This is a genomic window from Streptomyces luteolus, from assembly GCF_029968015.1.
GTDB classification, from domain to species: domain Bacteria; phylum Actinomycetota; class Actinomycetes; order Streptomycetales; family Streptomycetaceae; genus Streptomyces; species Streptomyces luteolus.
Genome location: NZ_JASCIS010000011.1, coordinates 12,155 through 36,112, shown reverse-complemented (window position 1 = coordinate 36,112; position 23,958 = coordinate 12,155). Strand labels below are relative to the sequence as shown.

Below are 23,958 nucleotides of genomic sequence, written 5' to 3'. Positions count from 1 at the left end.
TGCAGATGTGCAGGTGTGCGGGTCGCGGGTGTGCGGGTGCGCGGGTACGTGGATGTGCGGATGCGCGGGGGTGAGGCTGGCGCGAGGAGGGGGTGCGGATCAGGCGTCGGCCGGGCTGACGACAGCGGGGCCGGTGGCCTGATCGGAGACGGCGCGGCGGTAGCGCAGCACCAGCGGGATCAGGGTCAGCATGAGCAGGCCGGGCAGGGCCGAGAAGCCCAGCCGCAGAGCCTCAAGTGCCGTCGCCGACTGGGTGACCGGGGCGTCAAGGGTCGAGGACACATAGCCGGTGAGCGACAGGACGAGGGTGTAGCAGAGCGGCCCGAGCGCGTGCCCGGCCGTGTCGACCGCCGTCCACACCCCGGACAGCACACCGGCGCTGTCGTGGCCGGTGCGCTCGGCCTGGATGCCGATGCAGTCGGTCAGCAGCGCGTACATGGCGACCAGGCTCGACGCCTGGCCCAGCGAGGTGAGGACGCCCGCGGCGGCTGTGGCCCCGACGCCGATGCCCACGGCGAAGTACAGGGTGACGCCGCCGACCGCCCACAGCGCCAGCCCGGCAAGGAGCAAGGGGACCGTGCCGAACCGGCGGGCGAAGGTGCCGACGACATGCACGGCGAGCGTGGAGCTGAGGGCGAACACCAGGAAGACCGTCGCCTGCCCCTTCCTTCCGCCGAGGAAGTACGTGGCCACGTACGGCAGACCCGTCAGGATCATCGTGGTGAAGACGAAGTAGAGGAACAGCAGCGTCGACAGCAGCACGAACGGCCGGTTGCCCCGGGCGGTACGGACCGCCTCACGCAGTGACAGCGCCTGAGCGGAGGGACGCGAGCGCACGGTGCGGGTGGCCACGACCGGGATCAGGAGCACCACGAGCAGCACCGCACCGATGATCACGGACATGGTCCGGTACGCCGCAGGGGTCCCCTCCTGCGTGAGCAGTGGGCCGGCCACTCCGCCCGCCAGCATGCCGAGGGTGAAGAAGAACGTCCGCCAGGTCATCAGCCGGGTCCGCTGCTCCGTCGACTCGGTCATCTCGGCCGGCAGGGCGAGGAACGGCACCTGGAAGCAGAGGTAGGCGGCCGACGCCGTGAGGAACGCCGCGAACACCCACAGGGCGGCGGCGTCACCCCGCACCGGCGAACTGAAGGTGGCGACGAACGCGAAGGGCATCACCAGCGCGCCGGCGCGCATCAGGTGTGAGCGCCGACCGGTACGCGCCGCCTCCCGGTCGCTGACCGCACCGAGCCAGGCGCTGGCCGCGATGTCGAACAGTTTGGGTACGGCGACGACGACCCCGGCGAGCGCGGCCGGGACCCCCAGCGCGTCCGTCATGTAGATGAGCAGCAGCAGGCCCGGCAGCGTGTTGAAGGCGTTCGACGCGAAGGCGCCGCTGCCCCAGCCGGCCATCCGGCGGGCGGACAGCGGTCGAGGCTGCGTGCCGTCGTCTTCGACACCGGGGGAACCCAACGATCTGATCATGTCGTGGACCGTTCTTCGGCGGGGCCTCCTGGGCCCTGGGCGAGGTGAGTGCGCCACACCATCGCCGCCGTCCCCCTGCGGGGCCATGTCACCCGACGTCAAGTTCTTGTCGCCGAATGACAAGAACGGGGATCATGCGTCGAAAACGCACCGGAAGCCCATGTGCCCCGTGGTGCTGTCAGGGGTGTTGGAGGTGCGGGCTGCGACCCGGTAGCGGTTGCAGTACGAGTCGTGGCACAGGTAAGAGCCGCCCCGGATGACCTTCGCGGCGCCCTCCGCCGGGCCGGTCGGGTCGGTCGTGCCGGTCGGGCCGGTCGGGTCGGTCTTCACCATGCCGGGACGGCCGTGATCGGTGGTCCACCAGTCGGCACACCACTCCCACACGTTCCCGGCGGTGTTGTACAGGCCGAAGCCGTTCGGCGCGTACGTGTCCACCGGAGCGGTTCCCCGGTGACCGTCGTCCAGGGTGTTCTTCGTGGGGAAGTGGCCCTGCCAGATGTTGCAGCGGTGCTCGCCGCCGGGGGTGAGCTCGTCGCCCCAGGGGTAGCGGCGCTGTTCTAGGCCGCCGCGCGCGGCGTACTCCCACTCCGCCTCGGTCGGCAGCCGCCCGCCCACCCACGCGCAGTACGCCTGCGCGTCCCGCCACGACACATGGACCACGGGATGCCGCCCCCGCTCGGCGACATCGCTCCCCGGCCCTTCGGGCGCCCGCCAGCTCGCACCCGTGACGCCGCACCACCAGGGGGTGCCCGGCACCCGTTCGGAGATCCGGCGCAGCGCGGCCGGCAGGAACGAGGCGAAGACGTACGACCATCCGAAGCGCTCCGCGTCGGTGACGTGACCGGTCGCCTCGGCGAACGCGCCGAACTCGGCGTTGGTGACCGCGTACGGCGCGATGCGGAACGGACTCAGCCGCACCGCGCGCGACGGCCCTTCCCCGTCAACGGCGAACCCCTCCGCGCTGTCGGTGCCCATGAGGAACTCCCCGCCGGGCAGCCGGACGGACTCAGCGACCCCGTCGGCGACTGCCGTCCCGCACGGCGCCGCCACCGACAACAGGCCCGTCGCTACGCCCAGTTGAGCGGAGGGCTGCCGAGAGGGCGTGCAGCAGCCGCGCGGTGCGGAGGCGTCTTCGGTGTGGTTCATACGTGTCCTCGGTGACGAGCGCGCCGCACCGTCCGCGCGGCACCGCCACCAGCCTGCCGCCCCGCGCACCACCAGGTCTTGCCACCACAGGACAGACCGGTGACGCGTCATGCCAAGACTCTGCCGCCCACGGTCAGGACTCGGCGGTCCCCGATCCGGCAACGCCCTGACCGCCCTGACCCCGGCTCATCCCTACCGTGCCGGGATCGTCCTGGGGTGTTCGGGGGCACCGGGCCGGTCGGCTTGCACACCCCACACCCGTCACGTGGCGAGATACGCGCCCTTGACCAGGGACGCCCTCTTTCGCCGTCCGCTGTCCCGGGTGACTCTGCGATCAGGACGTTCTCGCGGGGAAGACGGGGGCTGTTCGCTATGGCCGGTTGCTTACCTCTCTACGTGCCCGCGCTGCCGGCTCGGAGCAGCGCGCTCGCGGCGTACGCCAAGCTGAAGCCGTGGGTCCGGGCGGTCACCGCACCCCTCTGGACCGTTCCGCCGCGCACCGGCCCGGAACGGCTCCTCGGTCACCGGCCGGACGTCCTGTACGACCGGGACCGGGTTGCCCTCGCCGCGCATGTGCGTGGTCGTACGGTCGAGATCCTGAAAGCGCAGGGGTCGTTTCAGGCCTGGGTGGACGCGTTCCATGTGGAGGATGAAGAGGGGCCGGTCACCGGTGAGTTGTGGAACCACCTGCTGCACAGCCCCGTGCGGCCCGTGACGGGCGTCGAGCGGCCCGAGTGGCAGCAGGACGTGACGGCGCGGGTGGCCCGCGTCAGCGGGAACGGGCTCGGGATCCGCGTGTTCCTGCCGGACCTGCCTGACGAACGTCGGGCCGAAGCCCTGCTGAGGATCCTCGACCGCTTGCGGGCGGACCCGGTCCCCCTCGATCTCCTGCTCGACCTCGGCTCCGTGACGGAGGAGCACCACCGGGCCGACAAGTGGGCCTTGCATGCGCTGGACCTCCTCGGCGCCCTGCACGGCTGGCGCACCGTGGTGGTCCTCGCGGGCTCCGTCCCGCGCGAGGTGCCGGATCTCGCCGTGGGCGCGCTGGCCGAACCGCACCGCTTCGACTGGGACATCCCGCACATGGTCCTGCATGACGGGGAGGCCAGGGAGGCGCCGTTGCCGCTCCTCACGTACGGCGACTACGGGGCTCAGCACGCGCGTGCCGCCGATCTGCCCATGGACGGCGGAGGCGGCCGACCGTGGGGGCTTTTGCGGTACACGACGGATCGGACGTTCCTGCTGGCCAAGGCGCCGACAGCGGGGGAGGAACGCGCGGCGGATGTCAGGGCGCTCGCGCGGCGGCTGATCGAGACGGAGGAGTACCGCGGCGCGGGCTTCAGCGACGGTGACTCCTGGCTCGACGGGTGTGCGCGGGGCGCCGGGAGGGTGGGGACGGGAGGTGCTGCCGAGTGGATCACGGCAGGGCACAGCCAGCACATGTCTTACGTGGCACACCAGTTGAGGGCGTGACGCGAGCCGCAGTCGGTGCGTCGGTCATGGCTGCCGTCGACCACCGCCCACACCGTCTTCCCCGGAGCCCCCGTCCTCGGCTCGCAGCCCCAGTCGTCGGCGAGGGCGGAGATGAGGAGCAGGCCGCGGCCGCCGTCGCTCTCCGGGTTCGCGGGGGCGGGCGCCTTGCTCGGTGGGTGCTTCTCCGTGCGGGTGTCGGAGACCTCGATGCGGTGGGTGTGGCCGTCGGTGGTGAGGCGTACGTGGAAGTCGCGGCCGGGGACGTGTCCGTGGCGGACCGCGTTGGCGGTCAGCTCGGCGGCGATGAGGGTCAGGGTCTCGTTGACGTGTGAGTCGTACGGGTGCCCCCAGGCGTCCAGACGGTGCGAGACGAGGCGCCGGGCGAGGCGGGCTCCGCGGGGCGTGGAGGTGAAGCGCATCGCGAATGTGTGGGAGGTGCTGCTGCTCATGGCGGCCAGCGTGGTCGGGGTCGTGGCGCGTGCCCAGGGGCTACGGCCTGACTGCGGGGTGTTGTACGTGGAGGGGGGCGCGTTGTACGCGGGGTGCGGCGTGACCCGGCCCTGGGTGGGAAGTTGGTCCGGGGAGGCGGCAGAGGGGAACGGCATGAGCGTGGACGAGGCAGGCAGTGGCGTACTGCTCGCGTTCGGGCGGCAGTTGAAGCGGTTCCGGGAATGGAAGGGCATGGACCGCGCGCAGTTGGGCTCGCTGACCGGTTACTCGGCGGCGACGATCGCCTCGTTCGAGCAGGGTCGGCGGATTCCTCCGGCGCGGTTCATCTCCCAGGCGGATGAGGCGGTGGGGGCGCACGGGGTTCTCGTGGAGATGACGGAGGAGGTGGAGCGGGCGCAGTATCCGGCGTTCTTCCGCGATGCGGCGCGGTTGGAGGCGAAGGCGGTCGAGTTGCATGTGTATGCGACGCAAGGGGTCCCTGGGCTGTTGCAGACGGAAGAACATGCCCTGGCTGTTTGCCGGTTGTGGCGTCCTTTGCTGGACGAAGGGGGCATCGGAGACCGGGTTGCGGCGCGCTTGGCGCGACAGGCGATCTTCAGCCGTCGACCGGTCCCGCATGTGAGCTTCGTGATCGAAGAAGGCGTGCTCCACCGGAAGATAGGGGGACACGACGCCTGGCGGGGGCAGTTGGAGCAGATCATGTTGGTTGCTCAGAAGCGCAATGTTGAGGTCCAGATCATGCCGCTGGATCGAGGCGAGCACGCTGGACTGGCTGGGCCCTTCACCTTGATGGAAACGGGTGATGGGCGGAGGATCGCCTATGCGGAGGTCCAGAGCGACAGCCGTCTCTACACGGAGCGTTGCCGAGTGCGAGAGTTGGAGGCCACGTACGGAGTTCTCCGTGCACAGGCGATCACTCCCGAGGAGTCGCTGTGCCTGATCGAGAGGTTGCTGAGAGAGGCATGAAGGCGGAAACCGGCGCGCTGGTCTGGTTCAAGAGCAGCTACAGCGCAGGCGATGGCGGCGAATGCGTCGAGGTCGCCATGGCCTGGCACAAGTCGACGTACAGCAGCGGTGAGGGCGGCCAGTGCGTCGAAGTCGCCACCTGCCCCACAGCCGTGCACGTCCGGGACTCGAAGGACACGCACCGTGCCGCGTTGTCCTTCGGTCCCGCCGCGTGGGCCGAGTTCACTCGCGCCTGTTCTCCCGCCGTGCCACCCCAAGCCCCGCCGCCCCGATAAGCAGAAGCAGCGCGACCGTACCCAGAGTGAACGTCTCGAAGGCGAGGCGGGAGACGCCCCACACGTCGGTGAAGACGTAGTCGATGCCGAAGAGGCCCTCCAGGACGCCGGGGAACAGGGCCGACCAGGAGCCGACCACGATCCACGCGTACACGACCACCGCGCAGGTCACGAACCCGCGGTCGCCGAACGGGACTCGGTACGGGCGCGGTACCTCCCGGCGGCGCAGGCGCAGGACGACCAGGGCCGGGACGACGACCAGGTACGAGAGCAGCAGGGTGGTCACCGCCACCGTCAGGACCACGGTGAAGACGGCCGCCGTATCGCCGTCCGCGAGCTGCATCGCCGCGAACATGAACAGCGTGGCCACGGCGCCGGAGAGCAGGTTCGTGCGCACGGGCGTGCCCAGCTTCGGGTGGAAGGTTCCGAGCGCGCGGGAGAAGAAGCCGCCGTCGGCCGCGGCCATGGCCTGCATCCGGTCGCTGACGATCATCCAGGCGCTGCCCTGGGTGAGGAGCGCGAAGACGAACATCACCGCGGTGAGGGTGAGCAGCGGCCCGGCCGCTCCCCCGTACACGCCGAAGACCAGCCGGGCGCCCTCCATGAAGCCGCCGACGCCGGTGACCTTGCCCGCCGGGACGACGGCGAGGAGCGCGAGGACCGGCAGCAGGTAGCAGCAGGCCGCGACGGTCGCGGAGCGGCCGAGGGCGGCGGGCACGTCGCGCTGCGGGTCGTGCATCTCCTCGCCGGCGGCGTTCGGCGCCTCGAAGCCGACGTACGCGAAGAGCAGGATCGGTACGAGGGCGAGGAAGCCGGCCGTCGTCGGGGTGAAGTCGGCGTCGGTGAGGCCCTGGAAGCCGTGCTGGGCGCCGTAGGCCACGGCGGTACAGGTGAACAGGGCGAGGGAGAGGACCTTCACGATCGCGCCGGCCGTGGTGATCCACTTGCCGCGGCTGAGGGAGACGACCGCGGTGAGGATGGCGGCCCAGACGAAGACGAGCTTGAAGGCGTAGTCGGCGGCCGTGCCCGAGCCCAGGGGGAAAACGAAGCCGTCCCAGGTCTCGGCGGCCAGGAAGACAAGGGAACCGCCCAGCCAGATCGGGTTGGTGACCCAGTAGAAGAGAGTGGTGAGCGCGGCGGCGGGCCGGCCGAGGGCGAGCTTGACCCACATGTACGGGCCGCCCTCCTGCGGGAACGCGGCGCCGGTCTCGGCGAAGAGCAGGGCGTACGGGACGAGGAAGAACAGGGCGATGGCCGCCGTCCAGGTGGCGGCCTCACCGCCGCCGGTGGCGATCTGCCCGACGGTGTCGAAGGAGATCACCGCGGCGATGGCCATGGCGGTGATGTCGAAGCGCTTGAGGCTGCGCCGCAGGCCCGGGGTGGCCTCGGGCGCCGGCAGGTCGGGGGGCGAGAGCTTGGTGGACACGGGCAGTTCCTAGGGCGGGAGTCGGGGGACTGCGGGGACTGCGTGCGGGTGCGTGCGTGTCTGCGGCGGTACGGGGGAGGGGGAGGGGAGGCCCGGCGGGGGAACGGGCCTCCCCGGGGGGTGTGGTCAGGCCTGGCGGATCCGGCCGTTCGGCTCCGTGCGCTCCAGGACGCCGCGCAGCGCCGACGCCGCCTCCTTCGCCTCCGCCTCCGTCATGATCAGCGGCGGGGAGAGGACCAGGCTGTGCGCCGAGTCGCGGACGATGACGCCGGTCTCGCGGCGGATCACGTCATGCGGCATCCGCTCGGGGTCGAGGGGCAGCGGCTCGCGGGTGGCGCGGTCGGCGACGAGCTCCACGGCGAGCATCATGCCGACCGAGCGGACCTCGCCCACGACCTCCAAGTCGCCCAGCTGGGACTGGAGTTCGGCGTGCAGGAACGAGCCGATGGTGGTCGCGCGGGCGAGCAGGCCCTCCTTCTCGATGATGTCGAGGTTGGCGAGCGCGACGGCGGTGGCGACCGGGTGGCCGTTGTACGTGTAGCCCATCGGGAAGCCGTGCTCACGCAGCAGCGCCTCGGCGACGTGGTCCCCGACGAGCAGGGCGCCCAGCGGGACGTACCCGGAGGTGATGCCCTTGGCGGTGACGATGATGTCGGGCGTGGTGTCGAAGTACTGGGCGGCGAACCACTCGCCCACGCGCCCGTACGCGGTGACGACCTCGTCGAAGATCAGCAGGATGCCGTGCCGGTCGAGGACTTCGCGCACGCGCGGCCAGTAGTCGGCGGGCGGTACGAGCATGCCGCCGACGCCCATGATCGGCTCGCCGACCATCGCGGCGATGTGCTCCGGGCCGATCTCCGCGATGCGCTCCTCCAGTTCGCGGATCAGGAAGTCGGTGACCTCTTCGGGAGTCGTGGCCTGGCCGTCGTACAGCTCGGTGCGGTACGGCCACGGCGGGGTCAGGTGCGAGACGTGCGGCACCATCGGGGCGAACCCCTCCTGGTAGAGCGGGAATCCGGCGGCGGAGCTGCCGCCGTAGCCGACGCCGTGGTACGCCTTGCTGCGCGCCAGGATCCAGGTGCGGCTGCTCTCGCCGCGGCGGTGGTGGTAGTAGCGGGCCATCTTGATCGCGGCCTCGACGCCCTCCGAACCGCCGGAGGTGTAGTACACGTGGTTCAGCGGGTCCGGCGCCAACTCCGCGAGCCGGGCGGCCAGTTCGATCGCGCGGTCATTGGAGAAGTCCCAGAAGCTGGTGAAGTACTCCAGCTTCTTCATCTGCTCGTGGGCGACGTCGGCGAGGTCCGTGCGGCCGTGGCCGACCTGGGCGAGCCACAGTCCGCCGGTGGCGTCGAGGTAGCCGCGCCCCTCGGTGTCGGTCAGCCGGCAGCCCGCGCCGTCGGTCATTACGACGCGCTCGGTGGCGGTGCCCGGCAGATAGGGGTGGATGATGTGGGCCCGGTCGAGTCGGGCGAGGTCGGCGGCGTCGAGGGTCATGTTCTGGTGCCTTTCGTGAGCGAACTGGTCGTACGGAGCGAGCGGGTCAGGCCTCGTACGCGATCCACGTGGTCTTGAGGCCCGTGTACTTGTCGAAGGAGTGCAGCGAGAGGTCGCGGCCGTGGCCGGACTGCTTGAAGCCGCCGAAGGGCGTGAACGGGCTGAGCGCGTCGACGGTGTTGACGGAGACGGTGCCCGCCCGGAGCGCGTCGGCGACGCGGTGCGCCCGGCCCAGGTCCCGGGTCCACACGGAGGCGGCGAGGCCGTACGCGGAGTCGTTCGCGAGCCGGACCGCCTCCGCCTCGTCGCGGAACGGCAGGACGGCGAGTACGGGACCGAAGAGCTCCTCGCGGACCAGCGGGGTGTCGGGCGCGAGGCCGGTCACGACGGCCGGGTCGACGTACGCGCCCTCGCGGTCGGGCCGCGTACCGCCGCACAGGGCCGTGCCGCCGGAGGACGTGACCGCCGCGAGGACGCGCCGCGCCTGGGCCTCGTCGACCAGCGGGCCGAGGCGGGTGGCCGGGTCGAGCGGGTCGCCGGGAAGCCAGGAGCGGGCGTGCTCGGCGACGCGGGCGGCGAACTCCTCGGCGATCGAGGCGTCCACGAGCAGCCGGGTGTTGGAGGAGCACACCTGCCCGGCGTTGTAGGCGAAGCCCCAGGCGGCGCGCTCGGCGGCGGCCTCCAGGTCGGCGTCGGCGAACACCAGGTTGGGGCTCTTGCCGCCGGCCTCGGGCCAGACCTGCTTCATGTTGGACTCGGCCGCGTAGCCGAGGAAGCGCTTGGCGACGGCGGTGGAGCCGGTGAACGCCAGGCAGTCGACGTCCGGGTGCAGTCCGAGGGCGCGCCCGGTGATCTCGCCGGGGCCGGGGACGACGTTCAGGACGCCGTCGGGGAGACCGGCCCGGGTGGCGAGTTCGGCGAGCAGCAGCGCCGACTGCGGTGACTGCTCGGCGGGCTTCAGGACGACGCTGTTGCCGGCCGCGAGCGCGGGCGCCAGCTTCCAGGTCGCGATGTCCAGGGGGAAGTTCCACGGCACGACCGCGCCGACGACGCCGAGCGGGGCGCGGCGCACCAGGGCGAGGTTGCCGGGCGGGGCCGGGGCGACCTCGTCGTACAGCTTGTCGAGGGCCTCGGCGTACCAGGCGAAGACGCCGGCGGCGCCGGGTACGTCGGTGCCGTACGACTCGGCGATCGGCTTGCCCATGTCGAGGGTGTCGCAGAGGGCGAGCTCCTCGCCGTGCGCCTCGATGAGGCGGGCCAGTTCGAGCAGGACGCGCTTGCGTTCGGCGGGGGCGGTGCGCGACCAGCGGCCGTCCTCGAAGGCGGCGCGGGCGGCGGCCACGGCCCGGTCCACGTCGGCGGCCGAGCCGATCGCGACGTGGGCGGTGGTCTTGCCGGTGGCCGGATTCACGGTGGGCAGCCACGGGTCGTCACCGGTGGGGTCGGACCAGGTGCCGTCGATGAAGAGGCGGGTGCGGGGGACGAGCTCGGCGGCGCGCTGCCGCCAGTGCGAGTACGTCGTCATGCTGTGGCCTTCGATTGCGGGGAGGGCGATTGCGGAGAGGGAGATTGCGGGGAGGGCGATTGCGGAGAGGGGCCGGGGGCGGGCCGAGGGGAAGGTGCCTGGGCGGCGCGCGCCGGGGGCGGCCCGAGCAATTCTTTGAGTCGAAATTCAAACAATGGGTGACGGGATCGTCAATGCTCTGGGCAAGATCTTCTTGCGGGAGATGGTTCGGGTGACAGAGAATTGGCCGCCATGAGCAAAGTCGGCAGACCGCGCAATCAGACGGCGCGCAGGCAGGCCCTCGTCTCCGCGGCGGGGCAGGCGATCACGGAGCGCGGGCTTGAGGGCCTGCGCATCAAGGACATCGCGGATGCGGCGGGCGTCTCACAGGGCTCGGTCCTGTACTACTACCCGGAGCTGGACGACCTCGTCCTGGAGGTGCACCGCGGCGCGGTGGAGGGCTTCGTGGAGTCCCGGCAGCGGGCGTACGACGAGGCGGCGGCGGATCCGGCGGTGCGGCTGCGCGCGCTCGTGGACAGCGGGCTGCCCGCGAGCCCGGAGGACTCCCTGCACGGACTCCTCTACCAACTGCACCGCCGTGCGGGCCGCAGCCCCGGCCACGCCGAGCTGATGACGTCGCTGTTCGCGCGGGAGGTGGGGCTCTACTCGACGGCCCTCGAGGTCGGCGCGGCGACGGGGGTGTTCACGCTGGCCGCGTCGGCGCAGGATCTGGCGCATGGGCTGGTCGCCCTTGAGGACGGGTACGGGTTGCACATCGTGAGCCGGAACGCGGCGGTGCGGCCGGAGCGGGCGCGGGAGCTGGTGCTGGCGCATGCACGGGCGGTGACGGGGTGCGCGTCGCTGTAGGAACTTCTCCCCTCCCCGCCCCTTCCCGAAAGACTGCCGTCGGCACGGGGGCTCCGCCCCCGGACCCCCGCTCCTCAAACGCCGGAGGGGCTGAATTTGCCCCGATAGGGGCGCGGGGAACTGCGCGACCAGCCACGACGGCGCAGCAGACGAAACGACAGCGCCGCAGGCTTACGGGAAGGGGCGGGGAGGGGAAACTCACGTGGGCCGGGGCGCCACATCTCGCAGTACGTCCATCACCGCTCGCGCCCGCGCACTGTGCGCCACCCCGGCCAGGACGGCCAGCCTGACCTCCAACGCAGGCCCCGCCCCCCGGAGTTCAAGCTCCACCACCTCCCCGCCCCCGTACGTCTGACTCGTAGCCGGACGCTGGTTCAGGACCGAGTACCCGAGACCCCGCGCGACGAGCGAGCGGACCGTTTCGTACGACTGGGTGCGGTAGCGGACATCCGGTGCCGTGCCCGTCGCCGCGACCAGGGAGCGGAAGTAGTCGCGGCTGTGCGGGAGGTCGAGGAGGACCAGCGGCTCCGTCGACAGTTCGGACAGCTCCACACTGTCCCGCCCCGCCAGCGGATGGTCCGCCGCGACGATGACGTACGCCGGGGCGCGGGCGATCGTCTCGCTGCGTACCTCCGGTTCGGTCGACAGGCCCAGGTCGTACGTCACGGCGAAGTCGATGCGGCCCGTCGCCAGGGCGTGCACGAGCTGGTCGGTCTCCGCCTCCAGCACGTCGATCTCGACGTCGGGGAAGCGCCGGGTGCACTCGCTGAACAGCGCCGGCAGGTAATAGGGGGACAGCGTCACGAAGCAGCCCACCGAGACCGGGCCCGAGACCGTCTCGCCGTCGCCCCGCGCCTCCCGCTCCACCTCGCGGGCGCGCGCCAGCAGGTCGCGGCCCTGCTGGCGCAGCCGCTCCCCGGCGGGGGTCAGGGTCAGGCCCCGGCCCCGGCGGCGGATGAACAGCTGCACCTGCAGGTCGCGCTCCAGGTTGTGGATGGCCGCGGACACCGCGGACTGCGCGATGTGCAGCTCCACCGACGCCTCCGTGACAGAACCGCGCTCGGCGGCGACCAGGAAGTAGCGGAGCTGTACGAGGGTGAACCCCAGCGGTGACGTCATACGAGACCTTCGTGCCCGGTGAACCGTGTCCGGGCCCGAGCCTATGCGGCCTCCGGATCCGCTAGACCTGGTTGGCGGGCGCAGCATCCGCCGCGACGTCCTCCGCGTGCAGCAGCGGCGAACCGGCGGTCTCCTTCAGGGACAGCGCCGCGATCAGACCGCCGAGCGCGAACACCATCAGGTAGGGGCCGGGCACGAGCGTGCTGCCCGTCGCGGAGATCAGCACCGTCATCAGGTACGGCACCGTCCCGGCGAACAGCGCGGCCGTCATGTTGTACGCGATGGAGAGTCCGCTCTGCCGCGTCCGCGTCGGGAAGATCTCCGCCGACCACACCGCGTACGTGCCGAGGATCGCCGCCAGGATCACGCCGAGCGCGAGCCCCGCGATCCACGTCCCGGTGCTGCCCGTACGCATCAGCCAGAACGCCGGTGTGGCCACGACCAGGAGTGCCGTCGTCGCGCCGACGAACACCGGCTTGCGGCCCACCTTGTCGGAGAGCGCGCCGAACAGTGGCACGAGGGCGAGGCCGAGCAGCGAGATGACCGTGGAGAGGAGGGCCGCGCTGTCCGCCGAGTGGCCCAGGTGGTCGGTCGCGTACGTCACCAGGTAGGTGAGGACCGCGTAGAACGGGACGTGCATGGCCGCCATCAGGCCCGCCGCCTGGAGGAGTTGGCGCTTGTGGGAGCGGAGCAGTTCGCGGGCGGGGGAGCGCGGGACGGTGTCGTTCTCTTCGAGGGCCCGGTACTCGGGGGTGTCCTCGATCTTGTTGCGGATGATGAAGCCGATGACGCCGAGCGGGGCCGCGATCAGGAACGGGATGCGCCAGCCCCAGGCGGTCAGCTGGGCCTCGTCGAGCCCGGTGGAGAGCAGCAGGAACACGAACGAACCGGCGAGGAAGCCGAGCAGCGAGCCGACCTCCAGCCAGCCCACGCCGAAGCCGCGGCGCCGGCGCGGCGCGCTCTCCGCGAGGAAGCTGGCCGCGCTGCCGAACTCGCCGCCCGCCGCGAACCCCTGGATCAGGCGCAGGACGATCAGGAGGACCGGGGCGGCGATGCCTATGGAGTCGTACCCGGGCAGCAGGCCGATAGCCAGGGTCGCTCCGGACATCGTGAAGATGACCAGGGACAGCGTGCGCTTGCGGCCGATCCTGTCGCCGAGCGGGCCGAAGACCAGGGCGCCGATGGGCCGGATGCCGAAGGAGACGGCGAACACGCCGAACACCGCGAGCAGTCCGGTCGTGCTGTCGTCGGCGGGGAAGAACACGGTCGCGACGGTGCCGGCGAGATACGCGTACGCGGCCCAGTCGAACCAGTGGACGAAGACGCCGACGGCACCCGCGGCGACGCTCCTGCGCAGGGTGACCACGTCCGTGGCCGCCTCGACCCCGGCCCGGGACTCGGGCTCGGTCGTCGTGGCGCCGGTGTGAGAGGTAGGCATTGCACGCCTCCTTGTGGATGGGTGGAGAAGCGGAGCTGATGGGCGGGTGCCGCCGGTGTGTGCCGTGCCCTCAGAGCGCGGGCAGGCCGGTCAGCGCGGCGGGACTGGTGAGTGCGGTGAGTTCCGCCTCGGTCAGCAGGGCCCGCTCCCGGATCAGGTCGAGCGCGGGTCTGCCGGTGTGGTGGGCCTCCAACGCCAGGGCGCAGGCGGTCTCGTGGCCGAGTGCGGGGCTGAGCGCCGTGACCAGGCCGGTGGACGCGGCGACGGTCGCCGCGAGCCGGTCCCGGTCGGCGGTGATGCCGCGCACGCAGTGTTCGGTGAGGACGCCGACGCCCGCGGTGAGGTGGTCGAGGCCCGCGCTCAGGGCACGGTGGATGACCGGTTCGAAGGCGTTGAGCTGGAGCTGCCCGCCCTCGGCGGCGAGGGTGACCGTCACGTCGTAGCCGATCACCTCGAACGCGATCTGGTTGACCGCCTCCGGGATCACCGGGTTGACCTTGCCGGGCATGATCGACGATCCGGCCTGCCGCGCGGGAAGCGCGATCTCGCCGAACCCGGCCTGCGGCCCCGAGGAGAGCAGCCGCAGGTCGTTGCAGATCTTGGACAGTTTCACGGCGATCCGCTTGAGCACCCCGGACAGCTGGACGAACACCCCGACGTCCTGCGTCGCCTCGACCAGGTCGGGCGCGGAGACGAGCGTCGGGATGCCGGTGAGGCGACGCAGGTGCTCGATCGCCCGTTCCCGATAGCCGGGGCGGGCGTTCAGGCCCGTGCCGATCGCCGTGCCGCCGAGGTTGAGCTCGTGCAGCAGCACCCGGGCCTCGGCGAGCCGGTCCCGGTCCTCGGCGAGGGTGGCGGCGAACGCCCCGAACTCCTGGCCGAGCGTCATCGGCACGGCGTCCTGCAGCTGGGTGCGCCCCATCTTCAGTACGTCGGAGAACTCGGCCGCCTTGGCCGCGAACGCCTCGCCCAACTCGGCCAGGGCGGCGAGCAGTTCGCCGATGTGCGCGTCCAGGGCCAGCTTCACGGCGGTCGGGTAGACGTCGTTGGTGGACTGGCCGAGGTTGACGTGGTCGAGGGGGTGGAGGACGTCGTACGCGGCGCGGGGGTGCCCGAGGCGTTCCAGGGCGCGGTTGGCGATCACCTCGTTTGCGTTCATGTTGGTCGAGGTGCCCGCGCCGCCCTGGATCAGGTCGACGACGAACTGCTCGTGCAGGGCGCCCTGCTGAAGTTCGGCGCACACGTCGGTGATGGCGTCGGCGAGCGCGGGGTCCAGGGCGCCGACCTCGGCGTTGGCCCGCGCGGCGGCGCTCTTGACGACGGCGAGGGCGCGGACCAGGTGCGGGCGGTCGGCCAGGGTCTCCCCGGTGAGCGGGAAGTTGGCGACGGCCCGCGCGGTGTGCGCCCCGTGGTAGGCGTCCGCCGGGACGTCGACGGCGCCGAGCATGTCGTACTCGGTACGGAACCGGGGGGTCACGAAGCCGCCCCCCTGTCCACGCCCGTCCAGGCCAGGGCCATCGCCCCGTCGAGCAGGGCCCGTTCGGCGGCGGGGCCGACGCAGTGGGCCGCGAACTCCCGCTGGTGGTTGGTGGCGGGCAGGGAGCCGATGCCGATGTACGGGTGGATGGCCGGGACCACCTGCGAGACGTTGCCCATGTCGGTGGAGGCGCGGTTCATCCGGGCGGCCTGTCCGGGCGGCGCGAACTCCCGCCCCAGGGCGAGGGCGTTGGCCCGGTAGTGCGCGAGCGCCGACTGGTCCGCGCGGAACTCCGCGTACGGCTTGCTCTCCGGTTCGATCTCCAGGTCGCAGCCGGTCGCGAGCGCGCCCGCCTCGAAGGCCCGCATCACGCGCGGCTCCAACTCGGCCAGTTCCGCGAGGGTTTCGGCCCGTACGTACCAGCGGCCGTCGGCCCGCTCCGGGATGGCGTTCGGGGCGTCCCCGGCGTGCGTCACCACGCCGTGCACCCGCGCCGAGGCCGGGAGCTGCTGCCGCAGCAGGCCGATGGCGACCTGGGCGACGGTGAACGCGTCGGCCGCGTTGATCCCCGCCTCCGGGTACGCGGCGGCGTGCGCGGACTTCCCGGTGTACGAGACCTTCGAGTGGCTGACCGCGAACGGGCGGGCCTCGGCCACGTCGACCGGCGCCGGGTGCACCATCATCGCCAGGTCGACCCCGGCGAACGCGCCCCGGTCGAGCATCTCGATCTTGCCGCCGCCGCCCTCCTCGGCGGGCGTGCCGTACACCTCCACGGTCAGCCCGGCCTGGTCGGCGACCGCGGCCAGGCCGAGCGCCGCGCCGACCGAGCTCGCCGCGATCAGGTTGTGCCCGCAGGCGTGGCCGAGGCCGGGCAGCGCGTCGTACTCCGCGCACAGCGCGATCCGCACGGGCCCGCTGCCGAACCGGGCGTGGAACGCCGTGTCCAGGCCCAGATACGCCGAGGTCACGTCGAACCCGGCGCGGTCGAGGAGCTCGGGCACGGCCGCGGCCGCCCGGTGCTCCTCCCACGCGGTCTCCGGGTCGGCGTGCAACCGCTCGGAGAGCGCGACGAGTCGGTCCGCCTGCCGCTCCACGGCCTCCCGGGCACCCTGCTTCATCTGCTCGGCGCCCGTCACCGCGCCCGTCACCGCGCCCATCACCGATCACCCGGAACGCCGTACGAGGGAGCCGACGCCGGGTCGAGTCCGCGCCGCACGTAGTCGTCGCGCTGCGGGAGCCAGACGTCGACGAGCTCGCCGAGCCGGTCGAGCGGGTCCTCCGCCCAGTCCACGCGCAGGTCGGTCACGCGCCAGCCGACGTCGGCGACGACCGCGAGGCCCGCCGAGTACACCGGCCCTTCCTCGCCGCCCGCCGCGAGCGCCGCCTTCATGGCGGCGACCAGACGCTCCTCCATCTCGCCCGTGGCGGCGGCGTACGCGTCGAGGAGTACGCGGGGAATGTGCTCGCCGGACAGCATGTTGCCCGCCGCCACCGCACCGTCCGCCGTGGCCGAGGCGTGGGTGCCGAGCGTCTGCGTACCGCTGTACGCGAAGCCGGGACCGGACCGCCCGAGGACCGTCAACTGCCGGTACGCGATGGTCTTTTCGTTGCGCGCGGCAGCCGTGACCTCTGTGAGCGCCCGCTCGGGGTCGCCGTGTTCGGTGAGCCGGTCGAGCAGGGCGGGGCCGAGCGTCGGATCGGTGACGTTCTGCGAGGTCGCCGCGCCGATGCCGGGCCGCAGATGCACCACGCGGGCGGCGACGGCGGGGCTCGACGAGCTCGCCGCGATGCCGAACCGCTCGCCGTCCCGTACCACCAGGGAGAACGTCATCGCCGGGCCTCCTGTGCGTCCTTCGGGATCACCGCGATCGCGTCGATCTCGCACAGCCACTCCGGGCGGGCGAGCGCGGAGACGACCAGGCCGGTGGAGATCGGGTGGACGCCCTTGGTCCAGCGGCCGACCGTGCGGTAGACGGCCTCGCGGTAGCGCGGGTCGATCAGATAGATCGTCAGCTTGACCAGGTGTTCCATCCGGCTGCCGGACTCTTCGAGCAGCATCTTGATGTTCGCCATGGCCCGCTCGGCCTGCGCCTCGGCGTCGCCGACGCCGACGGACTCGCTGGTGTCGAGGTCCTGGCCGATCTGGCCGCGTACGTACACCGTGTCGCCGGCGACGACGGCCTGGCAGAGGTCGTTGTCGAGGCTCTGCTCGGGGTACGTGTCACGGGTGTTGAACGGGCGGACCCGGGTGTGCCCGCCGGCGACGATGGGCTGGTTCGTGGGGGTCGTGTTCCGCTGGTTTGTGGAGGTCGTGTTCCGCTGGTTCGTGGAGGTCATGTTCCGCTGCTCCTCAGTTCTCGTCCGCGCCGTACGCGAGGTAGCCGCGCTGGGTCGTGATGTGGTCGGCGATGTACTTGGCGTCGTGCCAGGCGCCCCAGATGAAGCTCGACCCCCGCCGGGACAGCCAGGGCAGGCCCAGGAAGTAGACGCCGGACTCGGCGGACACCCCGCGCCGCTGGTCGGGCCGGCCGTTCGCGTCGAAGGCGTCGACGTCCAGCCAGCCGTAGTCGGCGGCGAAGCCGGTCGCCCAGACGATCGAGGTCACGCCCGCCTCGGCCAGGCCGAGTTCGAGCCGCGGCTCGGTCACGCACGCCGGGTCGGCGCCGAGGACGTGCGCCTCGGGCTCCTCGGGCAGGTCGAGCCCGTTGCGCTCCACGTAGGCGTCGGCGGCGCGCAGCAGGTCCAGGTACTTCTCGTCGCCGAGCGCGATGTTCTCGGCCAGGTCGGGCGCGAAGGTCAGGACGCCGTCCTCGTACGCGGCGGTCATGCCGACGAGTTCGATGCCGTCGGCGGCGAGGGCGCGGAAGTCCACGGTGTGGCCGCCCCGGGCACCGCTGACCGCGATCGTCACGTGCGCGGCGCCCTGCGGGGGCGTGTCCAGGTCCCAGAGCCCGAGCACGCCGAGCCACCAGCAGAAGTCCCGGCCGCGGTACTGCCGCGGCGGCCGGTCGTGCGGCCCCACGGAGAGGAACACCCGGCGCCCGGACCGCCGCAGCTCGTCGGCGATCTGCACCCCGGACGAGCCGGCCCCGACCACGACCACGGCACCTGCGGGCAGTTGCCGCGGATTGCGGTACTGGCTGGAGTGGATCTGCACGGGCACGGCGCCGTCCGGGACGACCGGCGGGATCACGGGCCGCTGGAACGGTCCGGTCGCGGCCACGACGAAACGTGTGTCGATGGAGCCCTCGGAGGTCTCGACCCGGAAGCCGGGCCGCCCCTCGTGCCTGCGCACCGAGTTCACCTCGACCCCGCACCGGACGGGGGCGCCGATCTTCTCGGCGTACGCCACGAAGTAGTCCGCGACCTGCTCCTTCGAGGCGAAGGCGTCGGGGTGGACGTCCTGGAACTCCAGGCCCGGGAACCGGTCGTGCCACGCGGGCCCGTTGGCGACCAGCGAGTCCCAGCGCTCCGAGCGCCAGCGCTCGGCGATGCGATGCCGCTCCAGGACCACGTGCGGTATGCCGTGCGCCCCCAGGTGCTCACTCATCGCCACGCCGGCCTGTCCGGCCCCGACGACGACGACTTCGGTCTCTTCACTCGGCACTTTCAGCCTCCACTCGGGCGGTAGTTCATCGAGGTGTCGCGTTGCGCGCTACCGCATGAACATCCTTGGCCCGAGCCGGAAAGCCTGTCCAACAGATCTTTTCGGGGTAGGGGATCTGTTTTTCAGATGTGCCCTTTCAGATATGCCCGGACTCTGGACGCCCCGGCCTCGTCAAGGCGCTCGTTAAGGTCGACGCGTGACCTCCACCGCCCCCTGGCCCCCCGGACCCCTCGACCCGCTCGACCGCCGGATCGTCGCCGCCCTCCAGATCGACGGCCGTGCCTCGTGGCGCCGGATCGCCGCCGCCCTCGGCGAGCCCGAGCGGAAGGTGGCCCGGCGCGGGGCGCGGCTCCTCGACAGTGGGGCGGTCGCCGTCACCGGGCTCGTGGTGCGCGGGGAGACGGTGATCGCACGGCTCGGCTGCCTGCCGGGGCGGGTGCGGGACACCGCCGTCGCCGCCGCCCGCCGCGAGGACACCGTCTTCTCGTACGTCCTGGCCGGATCCGTCGACTGCGTCGCCGAGATCCAGTGCCCGCCGCGCCGCCTCGCGCGGCTGATGTACGAAGAGGTGCCCGCGCTCCCGGGCCTCGCGGGCCAGCAGATCACCCCGGTCCTGCGGTACTTCAGGACCGTGCACGAGTGGCGTCCGGACATCCTCGACGCGGACGAGGTCGAGGAGCTCGGCGGGATCGACCCGTTCGCCGACGGGGTCGGCGCCGCGCCCGGCCCGTGGGCCCCCGACGAGGAGGCGATCCTGCTCGCCCTCGCCGAGGACGGCCGCCGCACGCACGACGAACTCGCCGCCCTCGCCGGGGTGTCGGTCGCCACGGCCCGCCGCCGGGTCGAGTCGCTGATCGCCTCGGGCGCGGTCTCCATCCGGGCTGCGGTCGAACCCGCTCTGCTCGGTCTGCCGGTCGAGGCGATGCTGTGGATCCGCACGCGGCCGGACGAGGTCGAGACGGTCGGCCGCATGCTCGTCGAGGACTCACTGGTGCGGTACGCCGCCGTCGTCATGGGCGAGCACCAACTCCTCGTCGACGTCACGCAGCCCGACAAGGAAGCGCTCCACGACTTCCTGACCCGGCGCCCCTGGGTGAGCCGCGTCGAGTCCGTGCAGTCACACCTGGTCGTGGAGGCGTTCAAGCGCAGCGGAACCCCGACGGCGCTGCTGCCTCGCGACTGAAACGTTCTCTGTAGAACTCCGATCGTCTGAAAAGTTCATACAGACCCATCTATTGACGGTTCTCGTCAGGGGGTCGCAGTGTGGGACCGCACACGTCTTGGCGACCGCGCCCGTCCGCGCGCCGCCCACCCTGCCCTCGGGACACCACGATGACCGATCACCCCTGCCTGCTCGACGCCACCGAACTCGCCGCTCGCATCCGGCGTCGGGAGCTGTCCGCCCGCGAGGTCGTGACCGCCCACCTGGAGCGCATCGAACGCCTCAACCCCCGCCTCAACGCCCTGGTGACGGTCGACGCGGACGGCGCGCTCGCCGCCGCCGCCAGAGCCGACGAACAGCTCGTACGGGGCGATGCCACCGGCCCCCTGCACGGGCTGCCCATCGCCTTCAAGGACACCCACCTCACCCGCGGGATGCGCACCACCCACGGCTCCCCGCTCTTCGCCGACCACGTCCCCGACGAGGACGAACTCCTCGTCAGCCGCATCCAGTCGGCCGGAGCGATCCGCATCGGCAAGACCAACGTCCCCGAGTTCGCCGCTGGTTCGCACACCTTCAACACCGTCTTCGGTGCTACCCGCAACCCCTACGACACCGGCCGCTCCGCCGGCGGCAGCAGCGGAGGCGCCGCCGCGGCCCTGGCCGCCGGGCTCCAGCCGCTCGCCGACGGCTCCGACATGGGCGGCTCGCTCCGCAACCCCGCCTCCTTCTGCAACGTCGTCGGCCTGCGCCCCACCCCGGGACGCGTCCCCGCCCTGCCCGCCGCCAACCTCTGGGAGACCCTCGCCGTCGCCGGGCCGATGGGCCGCTCCGTCGCCGACGTCGCCCTGCTCCTCTCGGTGATGGCCGGTCCCGACGCACGCTCCCCGCTCTCCCTGGACAGCCCCGAACCGGCCGCGTTCCGCGCCCCGTTGACCCGCGCCGACCTCACCAGACTGCGCGTCGCCTGGGCCCCCGACCTCGGCGGCCGCGTCCCCGTCGACCGGGACGTCCGGGACGTGTTCGCCGCCCAGCGCACCGTCTTCGAGGAGCTCGGCGCCCACGTCGAGGAGGACTGCCCCGACCTCGACGGCGCCGAGGAGGTCTTCCGCACCCTGCGCGCCCAGGAGTTCCACCTCGGCCTCGGCCCGCTCCTGGACCAGCACCCCGACGCGTTCAAGCCCAGCCTCGTCCGGAACATCGAGGCCGGCCGCGACCTCACCGGCGCCGACATCGCCCGCGCCCACGCGGAACACACCCGCATCCACCTCGCCGCCACCGCCTTCTTCGAGCGCTACGACGTGCTGCTCGCCCCCGTCAGCCAGGTGACCCCGTTCGACGTCGACGCCGAGTACCCGCAGACGATCGACGGCGTCCCCCAGCACACCTACCTCGACTGGATGCGCTCCGCGTACTTCCTCTCCGTGCTCGGCGCCCCCGCGCTCGCCGTCCCCGCCGGATTCACGCCCGGCGGCCTCCCCGTCGGCCTGCAGATCGTCGGCCGCCCCCGTGCCGAGCGAGCGGTCCTGGAGATCGGCGCGGTGTACGAGACCGCGACCGGTTACGGCCGCCGCCGCCCGGACCTGGACTCCGCCGCGTAGCACCGGCGGCCCATCCGCACCGGCGGCCCATCCGCACCCCCGCCGGGGGCCCGTCCGCACCGGCGGCCCATCCGCACCCCCACCCGTACAAGGCCACCCCCGTGCAACGCCTCTCTCGTACCACCCTCTCCGGCTCGTCCCCGCCCCTCCCCGGGAGTCTCGTTGAGAAGACCGCACCTGCTCTGGGCCGTGCTGCCCGTGCTCGGGTTCCTCAGTACGCCGTTCCTGCCGTTCGTCAACGGCCCGCACCTGTGGTTCGGGCTGCCGTCCGTCCTCGTCTGGTGCCTGTCCTGGACCGCCGGCACCACCGTCTGCCTCGCCCTCACCGAACGGCTGGCCCGGATGGATCACGCCGACGACCTCGCCGCACCGCACGCCGAGGAGGCCGGCCGATGAGCCTCGACCCCACCACCGTCGTCACCCTCCTCGGGATCGTCGGCCTGGCCGCCGTCGGTATCGGCGGACGCCGCCGCAAGCAGGACGGGATCGGCGAATGGACCGTCGCCAAGCGCGGGTTCGGCGCCTTCACCACCTGGTTCCTCCAGGCCGGCGAGGCGTTCACCACGTTCAGCTTCCTCGGCCTCGCCGGAATCGCCTTCGGCGGCGGCGTCGCCGCGTGCTTCGCCCTCTGCTACCTCTCCATCAACCTGATCCTGCAGTACTTCACGATGCCCCGGATGCGTGAACTCGGCGTCCAGGGCGGCTACTTGACCCAAGCCGACTTCTTCACCGACCGCTTCCGCAGCCCGCTGCTCGGCAAGGTCGTCGCCGTCGTCGGAGCCGTCTTCCTGCTCCCGTACCTCCAGCTCCAGATCACCGGACTCGGGCTGATCGTCGAACTGGCCACCGGGAGCGCGGCGGGCGGACGGCTCTCCATGGTCCTCGCCACCGTCCTCACCGTCGGCTTCGTCCTGTGGTCCGGCATCCGCGGCATCGCCCGGGTCGCCTACCTCAAGGACTTCCTGATGGTGATCGGCCTGATCGTGCTCGCGGTCGGCGTCCTGGCCTCCCTCGACGGCGGCCTCGGCGGCCTCTTCACCACGATCCGCGAGGAGCGTCCGGCCCTGCTCGGCTTCGACCAGGAGGGGTACGACACCGCCTGGTTCATCAGCGCCGTGGTGATCTCCGGTATCGGCGGCGGCCTCGGCACCATGGCGCATCTGTGGCCGCCGGTCCTCGCCGCCGGCAGCGGCCGGGCGCTGCGCAAGAACGCCATCTGGCTGCCGCTGTACCAACTCGCCCTGATGATCCCGGTGATCGTCGGCTTCGCCGGTGTCCTCGGCCTCGCCCCCGACTCGCCGGGCAACGCCGTCGCCCTGACCCTCGCCGGACAGACCCTGCCGGGGTGGCTCGTCGGACTCGTCGCCGTCGCCGCGGCCTCCGCCGCGATGGTGCCCTCCGCCGCGATCATCGTCGGCATCTCCAGCCTGGTCTCCCGCAACGTCCTCGGCGTCCGGGGCGACCGGGCCCAGCTCCGGGTCACGCACGCCGTCGCGATCGCCGCCGCGGGACTCGCCCTGCTCCTCGGCCTCGCCCGCCCCGACCTGCTGTCCAACCTGCTGCTGCTGACGTACGGCGGACTCACCCAGCTCGCCCCGGCGATCGTGATGGGCCTCGCCCGCCGCGTCCGGCTCAGCGCCGCCGCCGCGCTCAGCGGGGTGCTCACCGGCGTCGCGGTCCTGACGTGGCTGACGTTCGGGGGCGTGGACGCCGGCACGGTCGACCCGGGCCTGCCCGCGTTGCTCGCCAACATCGCGGCCACGGCGGCCGTGGAGGCGGTACGGCGACGCAGGCACCGCCCCGCGCTCCCGCCCGAGCCTGCCCTCGCCGGGCCACCGACCGCCGCAACGCGGAGCTGACTCTCCTGGGGCAGTCCCGGATCAGGCGGCGCGACCAGGCGTGAGTGCGTCCAGGTCAAGGGCGATGGCGAAGGGCACCGGGCGGGTGAGGGTGCCGCGGAAGATCCCTGCCGGGGCGTAGGCGCGCGTCGGCCCGTCGAGTTCGTAGACGTGGACGACGGGCGCTCCGTCCTCGTCCTCGATGCACCAGTAGTGCGGGATGCCGGCCTCCGCGTACTTGCGGAGTTTGACGGTGCGGTCGCGGTGGGCGGATTCGGGGGAGACGACCTCGATGACCAGCTGGACCTCTTCGGGGGCGAACCAGGTGCGGTCGGCCTGGTAGGGCGCGGTGGTCAGAAGGAGGTCCGGCTCCAGGCGGGTCTTGGCGTCGAGGCGGATCGTCATCTCTCGTGCGACCTCGACGCCGTCCGGTGCCTGTTCCATGAGGGCGACGGTGAGCGCGGTGACCAGGCTGCTGTGCCGGGACCGTTGCGGAGGAAGCCTGAACACGAGGGCGCCGTCGATGAGTTCGGTGTGGCGGGGCGCTTCGGGGAGGTCGTCCAGGTCCTCGGCGAGCCAGCCTTCCGGGCGTGGCGGAAGCATCCAGCCGGGCAGTGCCTTCATAGCCCGACC

Annotated in this window: 22 protein-coding genes; 8 read left to right on the top strand and 14 right to left on the bottom strand. The window is 72.1% G+C overall.

Annotation, left to right across the window (positions count from 1 at the left end; genetic code table 11):
* Positions 1-99 precede the first annotated feature (99 nt).
* Both QIT00_RS12965 and QIT00_RS12960 read right to left on the bottom strand, forming a co-directional pair.
* Entirely contained in the window at positions 100-1,482 is a 1,383-nt protein-coding gene (locus tag QIT00_RS12965) for an MFS transporter (protein ID WP_282535369.1), read from the bottom strand.
* 132 nt (positions 1,483-1,614) lie between these two features.
* Entirely contained in the window at positions 1,615-2,628 is a 1,014-nt protein-coding gene (locus QIT00_RS12960; RefSeq protein ID WP_282535368.1) for a formylglycine-generating enzyme family protein, read from the bottom strand.
* Between the two features lie 396 nt (positions 2,629-3,024).
* Here QIT00_RS12960 and QIT00_RS12955 point away from each other — a divergent pair, with 396 nt between their 5' ends.
* Positions 3,025-4,101 (top strand): beta family protein, encoded by a 1,077-nt coding sequence (locus QIT00_RS12955; protein ID WP_282535367.1) that lies wholly within the window; start codon positions 3,025-3,027, stop codon positions 4,099-4,101.
* Here the strand turns inward: QIT00_RS12955 and QIT00_RS12950 are convergent.
* A complete protein-coding gene (locus QIT00_RS12950; protein ID WP_282535366.1) occupies positions 4,074-4,550 on the bottom strand; it encodes an ATP-binding protein in 477 nt (158 codons plus the stop codon). The two genes, QIT00_RS12955 and QIT00_RS12950, sit on opposite strands and share 28 nt — an antisense overlap.
* A 154-nt stretch (positions 4,551-4,704) precedes the next feature.
* Between QIT00_RS12950 and QIT00_RS12945 the strand changes: the two genes are divergently transcribed.
* Complete coding sequence (locus QIT00_RS12945) at positions 4,705-5,517, top strand: helix-turn-helix domain-containing protein (protein WP_282535365.1); 813 nt, start codon at positions 4,705-4,707, stop codon at positions 5,515-5,517.
* A complete protein-coding gene (locus QIT00_RS12940) occupies positions 5,514-5,792 on the top strand; it encodes a DUF397 domain-containing protein (RefSeq protein WP_282535364.1) in 279 nt (92 codons plus the stop codon). The genes QIT00_RS12945 and QIT00_RS12940 overlap by 4 nt, the downstream gene beginning before the upstream one ends.
* Here the strand turns inward: QIT00_RS12940 and QIT00_RS12935 are convergent.
* The 3 genes from QIT00_RS12935 to QIT00_RS12925 all read right to left on the bottom strand — a co-directional run bounded on the left by QIT00_RS12935 (position 5,740) and on the right by QIT00_RS12925 (position 10,237).
* A complete protein-coding gene (locus tag QIT00_RS12935) occupies positions 5,740-7,218 on the bottom strand; it encodes an APC family permease (RefSeq protein ID WP_282535363.1) in 1,479 nt (492 codons plus the stop codon). The genes QIT00_RS12940 and QIT00_RS12935 overlap by 53 nt on opposite strands.
* A gap of 126 nt (positions 7,219-7,344) precedes the next feature.
* Positions 7,345-8,712: an aminotransferase family protein gene (locus tag QIT00_RS12930; protein ID WP_282535362.1), complete on the bottom strand. Its 1,368-nt coding sequence runs from the start codon at positions 8,710-8,712 to the stop codon at positions 7,345-7,347.
* A gap of 46 nt (positions 8,713-8,758) precedes the next feature.
* On the bottom strand, positions 8,759-10,237 hold the full coding sequence (locus QIT00_RS12925; RefSeq protein ID WP_282535361.1) for an aldehyde dehydrogenase: 1,479 nt from the start codon (positions 10,235-10,237) through the stop codon (positions 8,759-8,761).
* Positions 10,238-10,468: 231 nt separating this feature from the next.
* On the opposite strand from QIT00_RS12925, the gene QIT00_RS12920 reads away from it, so the two are divergent.
* The gene (locus tag QIT00_RS12920) at positions 10,469-11,083 is read left to right on the top strand and encodes a TetR/AcrR family transcriptional regulator (RefSeq protein ID WP_282535360.1); all 615 of its coding nucleotides are present in this window, start codon (positions 10,469-10,471) and stop codon (positions 11,081-11,083) included.
* 198 nt (positions 11,084-11,281) lie between these two features.
* Here QIT00_RS12920 and QIT00_RS12915 read toward each other — a convergent pair whose 3' ends face one another.
* The 7 genes from QIT00_RS12915 to QIT00_RS12885 form a co-directional block, all read right to left on the bottom strand.
* On the bottom strand, positions 11,282-12,202 hold the full coding sequence (locus QIT00_RS12915) for a LysR family transcriptional regulator (protein WP_282535359.1): 921 nt from the start codon (positions 12,200-12,202) through the stop codon (positions 11,282-11,284).
* A gap of 61 nt (positions 12,203-12,263) precedes the next feature.
* Positions 12,264-13,640, bottom strand: coding sequence for an MFS transporter (locus QIT00_RS12910; protein ID WP_282535358.1), 1,377 nt, complete (start codon positions 13,638-13,640; stop codon positions 12,264-12,266).
* 70 nt (positions 13,641-13,710) lie between these two features.
* The gene (locus QIT00_RS12905; protein ID WP_282535357.1) at positions 13,711-15,117 is read right to left on the bottom strand and encodes an aspartate ammonia-lyase; all 1,407 of its coding nucleotides are present in this window, start codon (positions 15,115-15,117) and stop codon (positions 13,711-13,713) included.
* Positions 15,114-16,274, bottom strand: coding sequence for a M20 family metallopeptidase (locus QIT00_RS12900; RefSeq protein ID WP_282535356.1), 1,161 nt, complete (start codon positions 16,272-16,274; stop codon positions 15,114-15,116). The genes QIT00_RS12905 and QIT00_RS12900 overlap by 4 nt, the downstream gene beginning before the upstream one ends.
* Positions 16,274-16,948 carry a DUF1028 domain-containing protein gene (locus QIT00_RS12895; protein WP_282535355.1) on the bottom strand — a complete coding sequence of 225 codons (675 nt, stop codon included), beginning with the start codon at positions 16,946-16,948 and terminating at the stop codon, positions 16,274-16,276. Before QIT00_RS12895 ends, QIT00_RS12900 begins: the two co-directional genes overlap by 1 nt.
* On the bottom strand, positions 16,945-17,454 hold the full coding sequence (locus tag QIT00_RS12890) for a RidA family protein (protein WP_282535354.1): 510 nt from the start codon (positions 17,452-17,454) through the stop codon (positions 16,945-16,947). The genes QIT00_RS12895 and QIT00_RS12890 overlap by 4 nt, the downstream gene beginning before the upstream one ends.
* Before the next feature lie 13 nt (positions 17,455-17,467).
* Positions 17,468-18,724 carry a flavin-containing monooxygenase gene (locus QIT00_RS12885; RefSeq protein WP_282535353.1) on the bottom strand — a complete coding sequence of 419 codons (1,257 nt, stop codon included), beginning with the start codon at positions 18,722-18,724 and terminating at the stop codon, positions 17,468-17,470.
* Positions 18,725-18,920: 196 nt separating this feature from the next.
* Between QIT00_RS12885 and QIT00_RS12880 the strand changes: the two genes are divergently transcribed.
* The 4 genes from QIT00_RS12880 to QIT00_RS12865 all read left to right on the top strand — a co-directional run bounded on the left by QIT00_RS12880 (position 18,921) and on the right by QIT00_RS12865 (position 23,346).
* Positions 18,921-19,907, top strand: a complete 987-nt coding sequence (locus tag QIT00_RS12880) for an Lrp/AsnC family transcriptional regulator (protein ID WP_282535352.1) — start codon at positions 18,921-18,923, stop codon at positions 19,905-19,907.
* A 149-nt stretch (positions 19,908-20,056) separates the two neighbouring features.
* Complete coding sequence (locus QIT00_RS12875) at positions 20,057-21,487, top strand: amidase (protein ID WP_282535351.1); 1,431 nt, start codon at positions 20,057-20,059, stop codon at positions 21,485-21,487.
* Between the two features lie 162 nt (positions 21,488-21,649).
* On the top strand, positions 21,650-21,883 hold the full coding sequence (locus tag QIT00_RS12870) for a hypothetical protein (protein WP_282535350.1): 234 nt from the start codon (positions 21,650-21,652) through the stop codon (positions 21,881-21,883).
* Entirely contained in the window at positions 21,880-23,346 is a 1,467-nt protein-coding gene (locus QIT00_RS12865; RefSeq protein ID WP_282535349.1) for a sodium:solute symporter family protein, read from the top strand. Before QIT00_RS12870 ends, QIT00_RS12865 begins: the two co-directional genes overlap by 4 nt.
* Before the next feature lie 21 nt (positions 23,347-23,367).
* Here QIT00_RS12865 and QIT00_RS12860 read toward each other — a convergent pair whose 3' ends face one another.
* Positions 23,368-23,949, bottom strand: coding sequence for a Uma2 family endonuclease (locus QIT00_RS12860; RefSeq protein WP_282535348.1), 582 nt, complete (start codon positions 23,947-23,949; stop codon positions 23,368-23,370).
* Positions 23,950-23,958: the final 9 nt, after the last annotated feature.

What these genes read in the sequence shown, in the direction of transcription:
- QIT00_RS12965 (WP_282535369.1), bottom strand. Translation starts at nt 1,482, where the DNA reads ATGATCAGATCGTTGGGTTCCCCCGGTGTCGAAGACGACGGCACGCAG.
- QIT00_RS12960 (WP_282535368.1), bottom strand. Translation starts at nt 2,628, where the DNA reads ATGAACCACACCGAAGACGCCTCCGCACCGCGCGGCTGCTGCACGCCC.
- QIT00_RS12950 (WP_282535366.1), bottom strand. Translation starts at nt 4,550, where the DNA reads ATGAGCAGCAGCACCTCCCACACATTCGCGATGCGCTTCACCTCCACG.
- QIT00_RS12945 (WP_282535365.1), top strand. Translation starts at nt 4,705, where the DNA reads ATGAGCGTGGACGAGGCAGGCAGTGGCGTACTGCTCGCGTTCGGGCGG.
- QIT00_RS12940 (WP_282535364.1), top strand. Translation starts at nt 5,514, where the DNA reads ATGAAGGCGGAAACCGGCGCGCTGGTCTGGTTCAAGAGCAGCTACAGC.
- QIT00_RS12930 (WP_282535362.1), bottom strand. Translation starts at nt 8,712, where the DNA reads ATGACCCTCGACGCCGCCGACCTCGCCCGACTCGACCGGGCCCACATC.
- QIT00_RS12925 (WP_282535361.1), bottom strand. Translation starts at nt 10,237, where the DNA reads ATGACGACGTACTCGCACTGGCGGCAGCGCGCCGCCGAGCTCGTCCCC.
- QIT00_RS12920 (WP_282535360.1), top strand. Translation starts at nt 10,469, where the DNA reads ATGAGCAAAGTCGGCAGACCGCGCAATCAGACGGCGCGCAGGCAGGCC.
- QIT00_RS12915 (WP_282535359.1), bottom strand. Translation starts at nt 12,202, where the DNA reads ATGACGTCACCGCTGGGGTTCACCCTCGTACAGCTCCGCTACTTCCTG.
- QIT00_RS12910 (WP_282535358.1), bottom strand. Translation starts at nt 13,640, where the DNA reads ATGCCTACCTCTCACACCGGCGCCACGACGACCGAGCCCGAGTCCCGG.
- QIT00_RS12900 (WP_282535356.1), bottom strand. Translation starts at nt 16,274, where the DNA reads ATGGGCGCGGTGACGGGCGCGGTGACGGGCGCCGAGCAGATGAAGCAG.
- QIT00_RS12895 (WP_282535355.1), bottom strand. Translation starts at nt 16,948, where the DNA reads ATGACGTTCTCCCTGGTGGTACGGGACGGCGAGCGGTTCGGCATCGCG.
- QIT00_RS12890 (WP_282535354.1), bottom strand. Translation starts at nt 17,454, where the DNA reads ATGACCTCCACGAACCAGCGGAACACGACCTCCACAAACCAGCGGAAC.
- QIT00_RS12875 (WP_282535351.1), top strand. Translation starts at nt 20,057, where the DNA reads ATGACCGATCACCCCTGCCTGCTCGACGCCACCGAACTCGCCGCTCGC.
- QIT00_RS12865 (WP_282535349.1), top strand. Translation starts at nt 21,880, where the DNA reads ATGAGCCTCGACCCCACCACCGTCGTCACCCTCCTCGGGATCGTCGGC.
- QIT00_RS12860 (WP_282535348.1), bottom strand. Translation starts at nt 23,949, where the DNA reads ATGAAGGCACTGCCCGGCTGGATGCTTCCGCCACGCCCGGAAGGCTGG.